The sequence below is a fragment of the Paenibacillus jamilae genome (assembly GCF_050482105.1).
GTDB lineage: Bacteria > Bacillota > Bacilli > Paenibacillales > Paenibacillaceae > Paenibacillus > Paenibacillus jamilae_B.
Window position 1 is genome coordinate 1 of record NZ_JBCNHI010000011.1, and the last position, 16,902, is coordinate 16,902.

General features: G+C 47.7%; 17 protein-coding genes and 1 riboswitch. Of the genes, 15 read left to right on the forward strand and 2 right to left on the reverse strand.

Annotation, left to right across the window (positions count from 1 at the left end; translation table 11 throughout):
- The first annotated feature begins 231 nt into the window (after positions 1 to 231).
- The 3 genes from ABEW32_RS07455 (at position 232) to ABEW32_RS07465 (ending at position 3,723) form a co-directional block, all read left to right on the forward strand.
- Positions 232 to 1,224, forward strand: a complete 993-nt coding sequence (locus ABEW32_RS07455; RefSeq protein WP_430186196.1) for a ketoacyl-ACP synthase III — start codon at positions 232 to 234, stop codon at positions 1,222 to 1,224.
- 125 nt (positions 1,225 to 1,349) lie between these two features.
- On the forward strand, positions 1,350 to 3,485 hold the full coding sequence (locus ABEW32_RS07460; RefSeq protein WP_430186198.1) for a DNA topoisomerase III: 2,136 nt from the start codon (positions 1,350 to 1,352) through the stop codon (positions 3,483 to 3,485).
- A 100-nt stretch (positions 3,486 to 3,585) separates the two neighbouring features.
- A complete protein-coding gene (locus tag ABEW32_RS07465) occupies positions 3,586 to 3,723 on the forward strand; it encodes a hypothetical protein (RefSeq protein ID WP_016819760.1) in 138 nt (45 codons plus the stop codon).
- Between the two features lie 183 nt (positions 3,724 to 3,906).
- Here the strand turns inward: ABEW32_RS07465 and ABEW32_RS07470 are convergent, their stop codons facing one another.
- Both ABEW32_RS07470 and ABEW32_RS07475 read right to left on the reverse strand, forming a co-directional pair.
- Positions 3,907 to 5,055, reverse strand: coding sequence for a type II asparaginase (locus ABEW32_RS07470; protein WP_430186200.1), 1,149 nt, complete (start codon positions 5,053 to 5,055; stop codon positions 3,907 to 3,909).
- Positions 5,056 to 5,409: 354 nt separating this feature from the next.
- Positions 5,410 to 5,538 (reverse strand): DUF4023 family protein, encoded by a 129-nt coding sequence (locus ABEW32_RS07475; RefSeq protein ID WP_013308788.1) that lies wholly within the window; start codon positions 5,536 to 5,538, stop codon positions 5,410 to 5,412.
- Between the two features lie 194 nt (positions 5,539 to 5,732).
- On the opposite strand from ABEW32_RS07475, the gene ABEW32_RS07480 reads away from it, so the two are divergent.
- The 12 genes from ABEW32_RS07480 (at position 5,733) to ABEW32_RS07535 (ending at position 16,791) form a co-directional block, all read left to right on the forward strand.
- Positions 5,733 to 5,996, forward strand: a complete 264-nt coding sequence (locus ABEW32_RS07480) for a DUF1294 domain-containing protein (RefSeq protein ID WP_430186203.1) — start codon at positions 5,733 to 5,735, stop codon at positions 5,994 to 5,996.
- A 155-nt stretch (positions 5,997 to 6,151) separates the two neighbouring features.
- Positions 6,152 to 6,586 (forward strand): universal stress protein, encoded by a 435-nt coding sequence (locus tag ABEW32_RS07485; protein WP_013369465.1) that lies wholly within the window; start codon positions 6,152 to 6,154, stop codon positions 6,584 to 6,586.
- Between the two features lie 349 nt (positions 6,587 to 6,935).
- A riboswitch (purine riboswitch) is annotated at positions 6,936 to 7,037 on the forward strand.
- A 148-nt stretch (positions 7,038 to 7,185) separates the two neighbouring features.
- On the forward strand, positions 7,186 to 7,671 hold the full coding sequence (gene purE, locus ABEW32_RS07490; protein ID WP_013369467.1) for a 5-(carboxyamino)imidazole ribonucleotide mutase: 486 nt from the start codon (positions 7,186 to 7,188) through the stop codon (positions 7,669 to 7,671).
- Entirely contained in the window at positions 7,668 to 8,843 is a 1,176-nt protein-coding gene (gene purK / locus ABEW32_RS07495; protein ID WP_430186206.1) for a 5-(carboxyamino)imidazole ribonucleotide synthase, read from the forward strand. Before purE ends, purK begins: the two co-directional genes overlap by 4 nt.
- Before the next feature lie 2 nt (positions 8,844 to 8,845).
- On the forward strand, positions 8,846 to 10,144 hold the full coding sequence (gene purB / locus ABEW32_RS07500) for an adenylosuccinate lyase (protein ID WP_430186208.1): 1,299 nt from the start codon (positions 8,846 to 8,848) through the stop codon (positions 10,142 to 10,144).
- Positions 10,145 to 10,178: 34 nt separating this feature from the next.
- Positions 10,179 to 10,523 carry a hypothetical protein gene (locus ABEW32_RS07505; protein ID WP_430186209.1) on the forward strand — a complete coding sequence of 115 codons (345 nt, stop codon included), beginning with the start codon at positions 10,179 to 10,181 and terminating at the stop codon, positions 10,521 to 10,523.
- A gap of 220 nt (positions 10,524 to 10,743) precedes the next feature.
- A complete protein-coding gene (locus ABEW32_RS07510) occupies positions 10,744 to 11,625 on the forward strand; it encodes a phosphoribosylaminoimidazolesuccinocarboxamide synthase (protein WP_430186211.1) in 882 nt (293 codons plus the stop codon).
- Positions 11,626 to 11,683: 58 nt separating this feature from the next.
- The gene (purS, locus tag ABEW32_RS07515) at positions 11,684 to 11,929 is read left to right on the forward strand and encodes a phosphoribosylformylglycinamidine synthase subunit PurS (RefSeq protein WP_013308797.1); all 246 of its coding nucleotides are present in this window, start codon (positions 11,684 to 11,686) and stop codon (positions 11,927 to 11,929) included.
- A gap of 4 nt (positions 11,930 to 11,933) precedes the next feature.
- The gene (gene purQ / locus ABEW32_RS07520) at positions 11,934 to 12,623 is read left to right on the forward strand and encodes a phosphoribosylformylglycinamidine synthase subunit PurQ (protein ID WP_430186213.1); all 690 of its coding nucleotides are present in this window, start codon (positions 11,934 to 11,936) and stop codon (positions 12,621 to 12,623) included.
- Positions 12,601 to 14,844: a phosphoribosylformylglycinamidine synthase subunit PurL gene (gene purL / locus ABEW32_RS07525; RefSeq protein ID WP_430186215.1), complete on the forward strand. Its 2,244-nt coding sequence runs from the start codon at positions 12,601 to 12,603 to the stop codon at positions 14,842 to 14,844. Before purQ ends, purL begins: the two co-directional genes overlap by 23 nt.
- Entirely contained in the window at positions 14,829 to 16,310 is a 1,482-nt protein-coding gene (gene purF / locus ABEW32_RS07530) for an amidophosphoribosyltransferase (RefSeq protein ID WP_017426172.1), read from the forward strand. Before purL ends, purF begins: the two co-directional genes overlap by 16 nt.
- A 355-nt stretch (positions 16,311 to 16,665) precedes the next feature.
- Positions 16,666 to 16,791 (forward strand): hypothetical protein, encoded by a 126-nt coding sequence (locus ABEW32_RS07535; RefSeq protein WP_430186217.1) that lies wholly within the window; start codon positions 16,666 to 16,668, stop codon positions 16,789 to 16,791.
- The last annotated feature ends 111 nt before the right edge of the window (positions 16,792 to 16,902 follow it).

Consider the following 16,902-nt stretch of genomic DNA (forward strand, 5'->3'; position numbering starts at 1 on the left):
GTAGGACGTTGCCAAGCAACAAGTAAAAAAGACCGTGATCTTATTAAGATTGCGGTCTTTTTTGTGTTAAATAAAAGTAGAATGTTTAATTAGAGTAAGTTGGTTATAAGTTCGACTGAATCTGTGGATATTAGCTAGTAAATAGATAGACATATTTTAAATAAAATTAGTACCAGGTATTAGTATCTGGTGTTATAATATGAATTAGGATGATAAAGGAGAGTGATCAGAATGTTGAATTCAAAAGCAAAGTTAACGGCCCTTGGCACCTATGTACCTGAACGGATTTTAACGAACGCTGACTTGGAGAAGCTTGTGGACACTAGTGACGAGTGGATTGTACAACGGACGGGTATGCGGGAACGACGTATCGCGGCTGACGATCAATATGTATCTGATTTATGTATACAAGCTATTAAACGTATGGTTAGCCTTTATAACGTAAATGTAAATGATGTTGACATGATCATTGTAGCGACGAGCACACCTGATTACTATTTTCCAAGTACGGCTTCCCGTATCCAGGCTTATTTTAATATTCCGAATACGGGGTCGATGGATGTTAGTGCTGCATGCGCAGGCTTTGCTTATGGACTTCATTTGGCAAATGGTCTTATTACGGGTGGTCTACATCGTAAGGTTCTAGTGATCGGTGCCGAAACATTATCCAAAATTACAGATTATACGGACCGGACGACATGTGTTCTTTTTGGAGATGGGGCAGGAGTCGCACTTGTTGAATATGACGAGGATGAAGGATCGTTTTTAACCTCAGATATAGGAACCTTTGGGCAAGGAGGAGCGCATCTTTACCGTGCAGGATTATCTAACTATTTGGATGGAGAGAAGCTGCAAGACAATGGGTTTATCGCTCAAAATGGACGTGAGGTTTATAAGTGGGCTGTACGCTCAGTTCCAGCGGGAATCGAACGATTAATGGATAAGGCAAATATGGAGAAGGAGGATCTTGACTGGTTTGTACCTCATAGTGCTAATCTGAGAATGATTGAGTCCATATGTGAAAGAAGTGCAGTACCTTTAGATAAGACGCTGACAAGTGTAGAGTTGTATGGAAATACCTCGGCGGCGTCGATTCCGTTGGCTTTACAGTGTGGATTGGATGATGGGCGTTTAAGATATGGACAACATGTGGTGTTATATGGATTTGGAGGAGGCCTCACGTATGCAGGTCTGCTATTAAAATGGAGTGTGCCTGATTTGTAAGCTGACCTAGTGAATGCACCAATGTAAAAGTAAGGAAAGATCATGCTAGTAAGAGCTGTAGGCAGTAGATTTATCGTAAGATGGCGGGATGGTATAATTAACATTATGAGAGAAAGGAGCGTAACATGAAGGTACTGGTATTGGCAGAAAAACCATCCGTGGCCAGAGAGATTGCACGAGTGATGGGCAGCCGAGAGAAGCATAAAAGTTATATAGAAGGTCCAAAGTATGTGGTGACATGGGCATTGGGGCATTTGGTCGGCTTGGCAGAGCCAGAGGATTACGATTCTAAGTATGCGAATTGGAACCTGGAGGACTTGCCCATTCTTCCGAGAAACTCCAAGTTAAAGGTATTACGAGAAAGCAATCATCAGTTCAAAGCTGTACAACAGCTCATGAAACGACAGGACATTGGGGAACTTATCGTGGCAACAGATGCTGCTCGTGAAGGAGAACTGTTGGCGCGTTGGATTATACAAATGGCAAACTGGAAAAAGCCTTTCCGACGTTTGTGGATTTCCTCGCAGACGGATAAGGCAATCAAGGCAGGTTTTGCGAAATTGTTGCCTGGACAGCAGTTTGATCGTCTATATGAATCGGCTCGCTGTAGGGCTGAAGCAGACTGGATGATTGGTCTCAATGTAACCCGTGCGTTAACGGTTCGTTATAATGCCCAGCTTTCGGCTGGGAGAGTACAGACACCCACACTGGGAATGATTATGGAACGTGAGAAAGAGATCACCCAGTTTCGTTCTCAGGAATATGATACTTTGACGGCGGATTTTGGTCATTTCCAGGCAACTTGGCGGGCAGAAAACGGCGATTCACGCCTGTTTGATCGTACTCAGGCTGAAACTTTGCGCCGTAGGCTCGAAGGGTCCAAAGGTACAGTTGTGAGTGTTAAAAAGAGTGAAAAAAACGAGCCTCATCCGCTGGCTTATGATTTAACTGAGCTGCAAAGAGATGCTAACCAGCGCTACGGATTCTCGGCCAAACAGACGTCCAATGTTCTTCAGCGTCTGTATGAGCAGCATAAGCTGGTGACCTATCCACGTACAGACAGCCGGTATCTTACATCCGATATGGTGGATTCCTTTAAAGAAAGGCTCAGTAGCGTAGCAGTAGGTCCGTATGCTGCTTTAGCACGTCCGCTATTGCGTAACCAATTGCCGATCACAAAACGGGTAGTGGATGATAGTAAAGTCACAGATCACCATGCGATTATTCCTACTGAGCAAACATTATTGCTTAATCAGTTAAGCCCAGAGGAACGTAAGCTGTATGATCTGATTGCACGCCGTTTTATCAGTCTGTTCTACCCACCTGCACGTTATGATGCTGTAGCTGTACCGGTCATGGTGGGGCAGGAAACATTTCATGTAAAAGGTACAACTATAAAAGATAGCGGTTGGCGTGCTGTATATGACGAAAGTCATTATGAATTGGACGAGGAAGAGACAGATGATCGTGAAAGTAATGGACGGGACGTTATTTTGCCTGAGCTGAAAAAAGGAGACTCCGTCCAATTGCAGCGTTGTATTGTACGAGCTGGAAGAACGATGCCGCCGAAGCGGTATACAGAAGCAGCTCTGCTGGCTCAAATGGAAAAGCACGGCCTGGGCACTCCAGCTACCCGTGCAGATCTGATTGAGAAACTCGTTAGCTCGGATACGATAGAACGCCAGGGAAACGTGATGCATCCAACTGGCAAAGGCAAGCAACTGATCGAGCTGGCGGCTCCACAGCTGAGAACGCCCGAGCTGACGGCACGGTGGGAAGCGGAGTTGGAAAGAATAGCCCGTGGTCAGGGACAGCCTGAGCCATTTTTGAATTCTATCCGTGCTATGGCAAAAGAATTAGTTTCTACGGTGAAAAATAGCAGCGCGGAGTACAAGCCCCATAACGTGACGAATAGCCATTGTCCGGATTGTGGTACAAAGTTGTTGGAGAAGAAGGGTAAGAAAGGCAAGTTCCTTGTATGCCCAAGTGCGGATTGTGGCTACCGTCGTTCCGGGGAAAAACGTTTGTCCAATCGACGTTGTCCGCAATGTCATAAGAAAATGGAAATGAAAGAGGGTAAGGCAGGTTTATATGTAAGATGCTTACCCTGCGGCATTACGGAGACGCTGGATAAAGACAAGCAACGGGTAAACAAGCGGGAGCAGCAAAAGCTGGTCAAACAATTCGAAAAGAAGGAGTCCTTTGGCTCCAGTCTGGGCGATTTGCTAAAAGCAGCAATGGAGCAAAAGCAGGGCGAATAAAAAAATAGCCCCGAGTACTTTAAGCTACACAATTAACGGGCATATGATGGGTATAAAAAGGCTTTCTCCTTGGCATGGTAAACCGAGGAGGTGAGTACTTATGCCCAAACATAAGCCGCTTAAAATCAATAATCAGCAAAATAAATCAAGTATACTGGAGGAAGAAATTGCTGCTCATCCAGAGAAGCAAGCTAAATATCCTCCAAGCTTGAATGGGATTCCCAAACAGCAGTCTTGATGCCTGCATATAAGGGAAACAATTGGCCGTATACGACCAAGACGTTTGGATACCAGATGTAATCGTTATGGGTGCTCAGACATTGTCTTGCATAAAAGAAGCAGCAGTACGGCGATCAACCGTATCTGCTGCTTCTTTTTCATAATAAGGATGTTGTATTTGTATGATTTGGGATGACTGCGCTTAGTATTCATTAAAGAAAGATTGAATTTGGTTCACATCGTGCGTCTGGGTCAAAGCGAGCATGAGCAAAATCCGTGCTTTTTGCGGATTGAGCGAATCGGTGGACACAAAGTTCGTTGCTGCGTCTTTTGTCGATGGGGACACAACTCCACTTCCTACGCGGGTGGAGCGGGCAATAATAACTCCTTTTTTACCTGCAGCCTCTGCGCCTTCGGTGGAGGTCTTGGACAAGGAACCATTACCGGAGCCAGCGACCACAATTCCTTTGGCACCAGCTGCTACGGCTGCATCATACAGGTAGCGACCGTTGTTTTGATACTCGTATAAAATATCTACTTGTGGCAGCTGGGTGAGATTAGAGATATCGAATACAGAAGAGGTCGTATGCTTATGAGTGGATTTGTTATAGTAGTAAACCTGATCGCCTACAACGGCTCCAAGGTATCCCTGCTCCACAGACTTGAACGTATCGACTGCTGTTGTGTTCGTTTTTGTGATGTATCGTGCTGCACCGATGCGATCGTTCAGCAATACGAGTACACCTTGGCCTTTGGAGGCTGAAGCACCAGCAACTTTTACAGCATTATAAAGGTTAAATGGACCATCTGCACTGATGGCAGTAGCTGGGCGCATAGACCCAACAACAACTACAGGCTTATCGCTCTTAACGACAAGGTTAAGGAAGTATGCCGTTTCTTCCAATGTATCTGTTCCATGGGTGATGACAATACCGTCTACATCGTCTCTAGCAAGCAGCTCGTTGGTGCGTTTGGCAAGTTTTAAGAGGATTTCATTATTAACATCGGGGCTACCGACGTTAACCACTTGCTCGCCACTGACATTTGCAATACTTTTCATCTCAGGAACGGCATTGATTAAGGTTTCAACACCTAATGCACCTGCTTTGTAGCCAGTTGTATCCGTGTTGACAGAGGATGACCCTGCAATGGTTCCTCCTGTGGCCAATATTTTAATATTGGGTAAATGATTGGTTTGTTTGTCCGAGGTCGTAGCGGCAGAAGTAGCTACCGTTGTGCTGGTTGTAGCTGCTGCCGCAGCGTTAGCAGTAAATCCACCACTCCATAAGGTACTTCCGAGAATAAAGCTGGCCAACAGGGGAATCATTGTCATTTTTTTCATGTTAGTCATATAAAGCTCCTCTCCAATCTTAAACCTTGAAATATTAATGATAGATTAACTGACAAATATTTTGTCGAATTACGTTAATATCACGAATTATAGGGTGTAAAATTGTTTTTAGTCAATATATATGTTAGGTAATATGACTTTAAAACTTATTTTTCTATATGTAATCGCTTTAACTACAACTGAGCAGAAAATATTTGAAATAAAACAACAAGCAGAAATCTCATAAGGAGTCTGCTTGTTGTTTTTGATAAAGGTGAACAACAGAGTGTACCTTTAATTTGTAATGAGAGTGACAAGATGAAGTTGATGTTTTACATATTTACATGGTTCTACCGTTGAATACAGATCCCATGATCAGGGGTTTTTGCTATGCTGTTTTGTTGGCAAGCTGGCGCTGGGAGTTCCTTTTCCTCGTTTACGGTTACGTTCAGCCTTTTTTGCGTTTTCTCGTAGTTTTTCAACGTATTCATGGGTGCTTTCCATCGCACTTCCTCCTTTAAGACAAAATAGATGCACTCGGGAATTACCCTCATACACCGTTACTATTTCCGCAAAAACGTTTTCCCACTCAGAGAAGGCGTTGTTTCTATAAAAGGGGTGGGGTTATAATGAAGGAGAGAGCCCTATATCCGTCCTAATACCTGAAACTGGTACGGTGTGCAAAAGGAGGAGAGACATTGCAGACAGGCTTGTTGATATGGCTGCTGTTCATCAATGCAGTAGGCTATCTGGTAATGTCGGAAGATAAAAAGAGAGCACGTAAACACCGTGATCGTGTACCTGAACGGACACTGTTTTTGTTGGCCCTGATTGGGGGCGCATTGGGTGTACTCATTGCGATGTACCGCAAACGCCATAAAACACGGCATATGAGCTTCAGATTAGGTATTCCTGCGTTGCTATTCATTAACGCATTGCTCTATGGGTATTTTTTACGGTAAGGCTGGAAGTTTAGGTTCTCATAGGGAAGTTTAATGATGATTGAGAAGACTATTCTATTCTCGGTCGTCACATGATGTAATGAAGTGAACAACCACAGGAATACATAATTTCAGGCTTTTGCTGTAACAAATCGAATTCGGAAGAGGTGCGTATTATGCTATTTTCAAAAGTATTGCTTGCTTATGACGGTTCGGATGCATCCAACAAAGCTTTGTTAAAGGCGGCTGAATTGGTGAAGGCATCGCCTTCCTCGAAGCTTGAGGTAGTAACGGCATTCGATTTCCCGCGGATTTTCATGGGCGAAGGTTTAGCTCCAATTCCAGCTTCGGTGAATAAAGAATATTATGATTTGGCTGAGCAAACTACGGATGAAGTTAAAAAGCGGCTTGCCGAACAAGGCGTAGATGCCAAGGTGGAGCTGATTCAAGGTTCGCCGGCCGAAGTCATTTTGGATTATGCCAATGAGAACGGCTTTGATGTGATTGTGATCGGTAGCCGCGGCTTGGGTGGTATTCGTGAATTTGTATTGGGTAGCGTAAGTCACAATGTGGTGCAACATGCGCGCATCCCTGTGCTGGTTGTAAAATAACAGAAAAAATAAGTGAAAAGCCGGATCACTACCTATACAGGAGGTGCCGGCTTTTTATTTTTGTGGGTAAGGTGTTTTGCAGGTCGTTATCAGTATAGGCAGAGAGAGAGCTAAATGTAATACAATAGTCCCGAGGTGTGCATATAAGGGGCTTGGTTTTTGTTAAACACGAACATTAAATTGTATCATTATGACAATGTTCGTTTTCAAGTTGACACAGGGTGTAGGGAATTGTTAAACTATGAAGTGTATTGTCGATAAAAAATGAACTTTAGGTAAAATTTAATTAGGTACACATTTGGAGCCGAAATCCATCACGATCATGCTGGGAAAGTATTTCGTTGGGTATGGAGTAAGCACAATCCTGACTCGTATAATGCCGGGGATATGGCCCGGAAGTTTCTACCTGGAAACCTTAAATTTCCGGACTACGGGAGACATACGGCTGAAGCCGCATTGGATGCGGTGAAACAGGCTTGCTTTTGGCATGCCTTTAAGAGGCTCTGTCGTTTGTTTTTTCGTAGTCCGGTGTCTTGAAAATAACGTTATTTTCGAGTGCCGGATTTTTGGCGCTTATTGATAAACAGGGAGTGAAGGACATGTCAGTGCAGGTCGCTGTCATTATGGGCAGCACATCAGACTGGGACACCATGCAACATGCATGTGCTGTGCTGGACGAGCTTGAAATCGGATATGAGAAAAAAGTAGTATCAGCCCATCGTACACCGGATTTAATGTTTCGTTTTGCAGAAGAGGCCGCCGGGCGCGGGCTAAAGGTCATTATTGCTGGAGCTGGTGGAGCTGCGCATCTGCCGGGGATGGTGGCTGCGAAGACCTCCTTGCCAGTGATTGGTGTGCCTGTCCAGTCGAAGGCTCTGAATGGTCTGGACTCCCTGCTCTCCATTGTGCAGATGCCAGGTGGTATTCCAGTTGCCACTGTGGCAATCGGTAAGGCAGGCTCTACTAATGCAGGGCTGTTGGCTGCACAAATCTTAGGTGCTTTTGACGAAAAGATAAGTCAGCGGGTTGTGGCAAGACGCGACCGTATCCGTGACGAGGTACTGGAAGGCAGTGACTCGCTATGAATGAAGCATGTAAATCCGCAGGTCGAATCCGTCCTCCTGGCACAGTGATTGGAATTTTGGGAGGCGGACAACTGGGAAGAATGCTTGTACTGGCTGGAACAAACCTAGGCTATCGCTTTGTGACGCTGGACCCTGCACCGGACAGTCCGTGTGGACAGGTATCCGAACAAATCCTTGCTGCCTATGATGATGAGCGTGCGGCCAGAGAATTGGCGGAGCGGTGTGATGTGATCACGTATGAGTTTGAAAATGTGGATGCGGGTGTAGCTGCGCTTTTGGAACAGGAATCCAGTGTACCGCAGGGCAGCAGTCTTTTGTACACGACACAGCATCGTCTGCGAGAAAAACGTTCTATAGAAGCAGCTGGTGTGCCTGTCGCTCCATATCGTGAAATTAGCAGTCCTGCCGATATGGTTCAAGCGGTATCCGAACTGGGTGTACCGAGTGTGCTCAAAACAGCAGTCGGTGGTTATGATGGCAAAGGTCAAGTGGTCATTCGCCAATCGGAGGAAGCCACGAATGCCTACGAGCAACTGGCTGGAAGCGGTGCGGAACTGGTGTTGGAACAGTTCATCCGTTTTCGCTGCGAAATCTCGGTGATTGTAGCTCGCAGCACAAACGGTGAAGCCAAAGCCTTTCCGCCTGCGGAAAACATTCACGTGAACAACATTTTGCACACGTCGATTGTACCCGCGCGCGTACCTGAACCTGTCCAGGAAGAAGCACGCAAATTGGCGCTGGCTGTGGCAGAGTCATTGGGTGCGGTGGGGCTGCTCGCTGTGGAGATGTTTGTCACCGAAGACGGACAATTATACGTTAATGAGTTGGCACCACGACCTCATAATTCCGGCCACTACACGATGGAGGGATGCGCCACATCGCAATTTGAGCAGCATATACGTGCGATTTGTGGTCTGCCACTGGGCAACACGAAGTTGCTGACTCCGGTTGTGATGGTCAATGTACTAGGTGAGCATTTGGAGGACGTGATTCAGCGGTTTGGACAATCAGATGCTGAAGCTGAAGGATTGGGTGTTGTTCCGAAGCTGCATTTGTATGGAAAAAGTGAAGCCAAGCCAGGCCGAAAGATGGGACATATTAATGTATTGTGCCAGGATACGGAACAAGCGCTGGAATGGATTGATCAAACCAATATTTGGGGGAATAAATAATCATGATCGAACGCTATAGCAGACCGGAAATGAGAGCGATTTGGACGGAAGAAAACAAATTTAAAGCTTGGCTGGAAGTAGAACTGTGCGCTTGTGAAGCATGGGCTGAGTTAGGGGTTATCCCAAAAGAAGATACCGTGGCTCTGCGCAAGAATGCAAGTTTCGACATTGATCGAATCTATGAAATTGAGCAGGAGACAAGACATGATGTCATTGCTTTTACCCGCACAGTATCCGAAAGTCTTGGCGACGAGCGCAAATGGGTACATTACGGTCTAACCTCCACAGACGTGGTCGATACAGCCTTGGGCTATCTGTTAAAGCAGGCGAATGAAATTCTGGAACGGGATATTCTGAATTTTATTGAAATTTTGAAGGAAAAAGCATTGGCTTACAAGCACACACCGATGATGGGACGTACACATGGAGTGCATGCTGAGCCAACCACATTCGGACTGAAAATGGCCCTGTGGTACGAGGAAATGAAGCGCAATCTGGAACGTTTCCGCTATGCTGCTGACCAGGTACAATACGGTAAAATGTCCGGTGCAGTCGGAACATACGCCAACATCGACCCGGCTGTGGAAGAATTCGTATGCCGCAAACTAGGCACCAAGCCTGCTCCGATTTCTACACAAACGCTCCAACGTGATCGTCATGCTGAATATATGGCCACGTTGGCGTTGATCGCCACATCGTTGGACAAGTTTGCTACAGAAGTCCGTGCATTGCAAAAGAGTGAATTCCGTGAGGTGGAAGAGGCTTTTGCCAAGGGCCAAAAGGGTTCTTCTGCGATGCCGCATAAGCGCAATCCGATCGGAAGTGAAAACATCTCCGGTCTGGCGCGTGTGATTCGGGGGCATATGATATCGGCGTATGAGAACGTAACGCTGTGGCATGAGCGCGACATTTCGCATTCTTCTGTAGAACGTATCATTCTGCCGGATGCAACGATGCTGTTGAACTACATGCTGAACCGTTTTGGCAATATCGTGAAAAATCTGACGGTCTTCCCTGAAAATATGAAGCGCAATATGGCGCGTACGTATGGTGTACCATTCTCTGGCCGCATTATGACGAAGCTGATCGACAAGGGCTTTAGCCGTGAAAAAGCTTACGATACCGTGCAGCCACGTGCTATGCAAGCATGGGAAGAGCAACGCCAGTTCCGCGAAATTGTCGAGGCGACTCCGGAAATTACTGCCGTGCTCAGTCCAGATGAAATCGAGGATGCGTTCAACCCGGCTTGGCATTTGAAGAACGTAGATACGATCTTTAAAAAGCTGGGATTAGGGGAGTAAGAGGGAAGGCTGGGGCTTGGAGCGGATCAGGAGCATGAAGAGGCCGCTGCGCGAACGGATCATTCTTCCGATTGCTGTTGCCCCTGGATTCCTGGACTTAAAAACATGCAAAGGTTGGAATCTAGGGGCAAAGGCAAACGCTAGCGCTTCTCCAGAACGATTCCGTCCGCTCCGCTGCATCCAGCACCAACCTTCGTGTGGGAGCAGAACTAGGGAAGGTACGGCACATAAGATGCCGCACCTTCCTAGAGCGATGGAAAAGCGTGTTCCACTGCTTTTCCATCGCAAGACAACGTTCCTGAAAGGACTGCCAAATTTGCGCAGCAAACAGCCCGCAGTCCTTTCAGGAACGCGCAAGGCTCAAGGAGCGAAGCCTTGAGCCAGCCGTTCGCGCCGACGTAAAAGCGTTGCTGGATGAAGCTTGTGCTAACAAGCCTCATCCAGCAAAACGCGCTCATCCCGCCATAGCTACAAAATAGACGCCCTTACCCTGCTCATTAGCCAACCCTTGCGGGAGTCCCGAGGGCAGCAGCCCTGGGGGTCCTCCCTGAGGGGAGGATTTAGGAGGGACCATACTCTTTTGAAAGAGGTGTAATGAAATGTCATTGTCTACCGCCGAGGGTCTGATTCACGCGCCGCTCTTGTACAAAGGCAAGGTACGTGAGTTGTATGATCTCGGAGAACATTTTCTGATTGTCGTAACGGATCGGATTTCGGCCTTTGATTATGTGCTGGAGCCGCCCGTGCCGGAAAAAGGAAATGTATTGAACAAGCTCAGTGCTTTCTGGTTTGAGCAGACGAAAGATCTGCTGGAAAACCATGTCGTGCATACCGATATAGACAAGCTCGGACATGTCATCGACGAACAGAATAAAGAGCTGCTAAAGGATCGGATCATGGTCACGCTGAAGGCTGAACGCATCGACATCGAGTGTGTGGTGCGCGGATATATTACTGGAGGCGGCTGGCGTCAGTATGAGCAGACCGGTGAGGTAAACGGTATTCCATTGCCCGAGGGGCTACGTAAGAATGAACGTTTTCCCAAGCCTTTATTTACACCGGCTGCGAAAAATGACGTCGGTCACGACGAGGACATTTCCCTTCACCAAATGAAAGAGCTGGTCGGGGCCCAGCTAACAGGTGAGCTTGAGGAAAAAAGCTTGGCATTGTATGAATTTGCGCGTGCTTTCTGCGAAAAGCGAGGAATCATTTTGGCGGATTGCAAGTTTGAGTTTGGTCTTGTTAACGGCAAGGTTATTTTAATTGACGAAATTTTCACTCCGGATTCATCCCGTTTCTGGGCTCAGGAGAAGTATGAGCTGGATGTGGAAATTGACAGCATGGACAAGGAGCCGGTGCGAAGCTATTTGGCAGCCTCCGGTTGGGACAAGAACAGCAAGCCCGATCCGTTGCCTGCTGAGGTCGTAGAAGAAACAACTGCAAGATATACGGATATTTGGCAGCGTCTGACGGCACAGTAAATAGTAATCATAATTCAATCAATAGGATTCACTCATTCGGAGGAGGAACTGAAGGAACATGATGAAAGCAACAGTCTATGTCACGATTAAGCAAAGCGTTTTGGACCCGCAGGGGGTTGCGGTGCAAGGTGCACTGCATTCTATGGGCTTCGGAGAAGTGGACAGCGTCAGAATTGGTAAGTATATGGAACTGAATCTGGATACAACAGACCGCGAGAGTGCAGAAAAACGCATCATCGAGATGTGTGAAAAGCTGTTGGCCAACACGGTCATTGAAGACTACCGCTACGAACTGGAGGGTTGATTCCATGAAATTTGCAGTTCTGGTTTTTCCGGGCTCCAACTGTGATATTGACTGCTATAAGGCGATAGAGGACACGGTCGGCGAACCTGTCGATTATGTTTGGCATACGGCAACGGATCTGTCACCTTACGATTGTATTCTTGTTCCGGGAGGCTTCTCCTACGGGGATTATCTGCGGTGTGGTGCGATTTCCCGGTTTGCTCCGGTGATGAAGGAAGTAGCCAAAGCGGCTGCCGAAGGCAAATATATTTTGGGGATTTGCAACGGTTTTCAAATTTTGACCGAAGCCGGGCTATTGCCAGGAGCTTTGCGCCGTAACCTGTCGATGAAATTCCTTTGCCATGATACGGTATTGCAGGTTGCGAATAACCAAACGCCTTTTACAAGAGATTATGCTGCTGGTGAAGAAATCATAATTCCAATCGCACATGGTGAAGGCAACTATTACTGTGATGATGAGACGCTGGCTCGTTTGCAGGCGAACAATCAGATCGTTTTTACGTATAAGGATAATCCTAACGGTTCCGTGACCGATATTGCGGGGATTTGTAATGAGCAAGGCAACGTGCTGGGCATGATGCCCCACCCGGAACGCGCGGTGGACGCATTGCTTGGCACGGATGATGGCAAACGTATGTTTACATCTATTTTGAATGCTTGGAGGGATCGTCATGGCGCAGCAAGTGTCCGCTAAGGAACCGACGGCAGAGCAGGTTGCCGAACATAAACTGTATCAGCAGATGGGCGTGTCGGACAGTGAATATGCGCTGATCTGTGAATTCATGGGACGTCAGCCGAATTATACGGAGATTGGCGTGTTCAGTGTTATGTGGTCAGAGCATTGTGCTTACAAAAACTCCAAGCCATTGCTGAGACGTTTTCCGACGAGTGGCCCACGAGTGCTGATGGGACCCGGTGAAGGAGCAGGGATTGTAGATATTGGAGACAACCAAGCGGTTGTATTTAAAATCGAAAGTCATAACCATCCATCCGCTGTAGAGCCTTTCCAGGGAGCAGCGACTGGGGTAGGTGGCATCATCCGTGATATTTTTTCCATGGGCGCAAGACCTATTGCGGTGTTGAACTCTTTGCGTTTTGGCAAGCTGGAGAGCGACCGTGTGAAATACTTGTTCGAGCATGTAGTATCTGGTATTGCAGGATACGGGAACTGTATCGGTATTCCGACCGTAGGTGGCGAGGTTGTATTTGATGAAAGCTACGAAGGCAATCCGCTCGTAAATGCCATGTGTGTCGGACTGATTGACCATGATAAAATTCAGCGCGGTGTGGCAAAAGGGGTCGGTAATCCTGTGTTTTATGTAGGACCGCCGACAGGTCGTGACGGGATTCACGGAGCAACCTTCGCATCTGTTGAGCTGACAGAGGAATCCGAAGCGAATCGGACTGCGGTTCAAGTAGGCGATCCATTCATGGAGAAGCTAGTTATGGAATCATGTCTGGAACTGATCGACAGCGGTATTGTACTGGGTATTCAGGATATGGGTGCGGCGGGACTTACCTGCTCCAGTGCCGAAATGGCCAGCAAGGCGGGCAACGGTCTTGAGCTGTATCTGGATCAGGTACCACAGCGTGAAGAAGGCATGACCCCTTATGAAATGATGCTGTCTGAATCTCAGGAACGTATGCTGTTCGTTGTTGAGCCAAAGGACGAAGCACAGGCGCTTGAAATTTTTGAGCGTTGGGGCGTCATTTGTGCCAAGGTCGGCAAGGTGACGGATGACGGTCGTTTGCGTTTGTTCCATCACGGTGAAGTGGTGGGTGATATGCCAGTGACTGCGCTGGTTGACGAGTGTCCGATCTATGACAAGCCTTCCGAAGTTCCTGCTTATTATGAGCAAAATGCTGCTGTTGACACGTTGCGTTACCCAGAAGTGACTGATTTGAATGGTGCGTTGAAAAAGGTGCTGTCTTCACCAAGTGTAGCCAGCAAGAAATGGGTATACGAGCAGTATGATTACATGGTTCGCACCAGCACGGCTGTTCGCCCGGGCTCGGATGCGGCTGTAGTGACCGTACGCGGCACCCGCAAGGGACTTGCGATGACTACGGATTGTAACGGACGTTATGTATATCTGGATCCAGAGGTAGGCGGACGAATTGCAGTCAGCGAAGCAGCTCGTAACATTGTATGCTCGGGCGGCGAGCCTTTGGCGATTACGGATAATCTGAACTTTGGCAACCCTGAAAAACCGGATATTTTCTGGCAAATGGAAAAAGCCGTTGATGGTATGGCAGAGGCTTGCCGTGTGCTGGATACTCCTGTCATCGGAGGAAATGTCAGCTTGTACAACGAAAATGCCAAAGGTGCAATTTATCCAACACCTGTAGTCGGTATGGTCGGTCTGGTACATGATACCGATCATATTACGACACAAGGCTTCAAAGCCGAAGGCGATGTCATTTTCCTAGTGGGAGAGACGAAAGCTGAGCTAGGAGGCAGTGAGTTCCAGGCTATCGTGCACGGTGTATCCGAAGGACGTCCGCCTGAGCTCGATTTGAATGTAGAGAAAAAACTGCTGACTGCGGTACTAGGAGCGATTCAGGCTGGATTGGTACAATCCGCACATGATCTGTCAGAGGGCGGTTTGGCTGTAGCGCTTGCCGAATCTGGCATTAGCGGCGGATTGGGAGCACAGGTTAACGTAGAAACGTCTTTGCGCCCTGACCATGCTTTATTCAGCGAAAGTCAATCCCGCATTTTGTTATCTGCATCACCGGATAAAGCGTCTGCGCTAGAAGCACATCTGCGTGGACTGGAAGTACCAGTTACCGTATTGGGAAAAGTTGAAGGATCACAATTGACAGTTGAGGTAAACGGACAACCCGCTTTGAACGAGGCAGTCGCCAGTTTGAAGCAAATCTGGGAGGATGTCATTCCATGTCTGATGAAATAACAGCACGGACGTTGTGGACTGGAGATTATTATAATGAAGGCTCGGGTAAAGAGGGGCTGTTTGATAAATTAAAAGAGGAATGCGGCGTATTCGGGGTGTACAGACACTCTGATGCCGCTTCCCTAGCCTATTACGGCTTGCACGCGCTTCAGCATCGTGGTGAAGAAAGTGCAGGGATCTGTGTGAGCAGTGGCGACGAATTCCATTATCATCGTGGAATGGGACTTGTCAAAGAAGTATTTAATAAAGACTTAATGGCTTCGTTGACGGGCGATATTGCCATAGGACATGTGCGCTATTCGACAAGTGGAGACAGTAAGCTGACGAATGCACAGCCTTTGGTGTTCAAGTATCGTGATGGTGATTTGGCGGTAGCGACGAACGGAAATATCGTAAATGCTTTGCAAATTCGGCATGAACTGGAGCAGGGTGGGTCTATTTTTCAAACAACCAGCGATACCGAAGTAGTAGCACATTTGATCGCTCGGTCGTCCAAGGATTTAGTGGAGGCTGCCAAGGATGCATTAAAGCGTATTGTCGGTGGGTTTGCTTTCCTTATTATGACCAATGACAAGCTGCTTGTGGCTTCTGATCCCAACGGCTTGCGTCCATTGACGATGGGCAGATTGGGCGATGCTTATTTGTTTGCATCCGAGTCTTGTGCCTTGGAAACCATTGGTGCAGAATTGTTGCGCGATATCGAGCCAGGTGAACTGCTAGTTCTGGATAAAAACGGACTGCACGAAGACCGTTATACGGAAGATAAGCAGCGTAAAGCGCTGTGTGCGATGGAGTATATTTATTTTGCTCGTCCTGACAGTGACTTGAATGGTTCTAATCTTCATGCAGCACGCAAACGAATGGGCAGCCAGATGGCGCTAGAGGCTTTTGTCGATGCAGATTTGGTTACCGGTGTACCGGATTCCAGCATATCGGCTGCAATTGGTTATGCAGAGCAAACAGGTATTCCCTATGAGCTGGGCATGATTAAAAATAAATACACTGGACGTACCTTTATTCAACCGAGTCAGGAGCTGCGCGAGCAGGGTGTGAAAATGAAGCTGAGCGCTGTACGCCGTGTTGTTGAAGGTAAACGGGTCATTATGATCGACGACTCTATCGTTCGGGGCACCACATCTCGTCGAATCGTAAATATGCTGCGGGATGCGGGCGCTTTGGAAGTACATGTACGAATTACCTCACCGCCTTTCAAAAACCCGTGCTTCTACGGGATCGACACACCGGACCGTCGGGAACTGATCGCTTCGTCCAAAACCGTTGAGGAAATTCGCCAAGAGATTAACGCTGACTCGCTCTACTTTATGAGTGCCGAGGGGTTGATTGCAGCGGTAGGCGGGCATAACGAACAGGATTACAAGGGCGGCTTGTGCCTGGCTTGTTTCGATAATGATTATCCGACTCAGGTAGATTTCAAAGGTGAAGAAAAGTTCGGGTGTAGTTGTTGAGAATAGGGAACAAAAGAGGTACAGAGGTGCATGGAGGCATGGGAATGGTGGTTCTGAGGAGGCCACTCCGCGGGTGGAAGGTTCTTACGATCGCTGTTGCCGCTGGATTCTTGGATTGGAATAACCCCTTACAGGGTTAGAATCCAGCAGCAAAGGCGAACGCTTTCGCTTCTCCAGAATCCTTTCACCCGCTGCGTTCCTCAGGTGTGCAGCATTTTGCAGCAGTGCCTGTACCTCTTCTGTTCCCACGGGGAAGAGGAGAGGTAAGGCAGTTAAAAACTCATGGCATAACTATTTCATGCCATGAGTTTTTAACGGAGCGGTGACTCGTAAAAAGTCATCCGCTGTTGTAAGGTTGAGCCAGCGAAGCGAAGCTCAAGCAGCAGGCAGGGCGAAGCTGCCTGCCTCAAGGGGCCAAGAAGTAAGCCGCCCGTTGGCGCCGCTCACTTCTTTGGCCGGGCACGTCCCCGCCTTTGCGTAGCAAACAGTCCAGGACGTGCCCCCGCCGCCGTCACTGCCAATGGCGGCCACGCATCAAAGCGTGTCCTTGTGAGTTGCGGGAAGACCCGCAACTCACAAAGGAAAACACGCG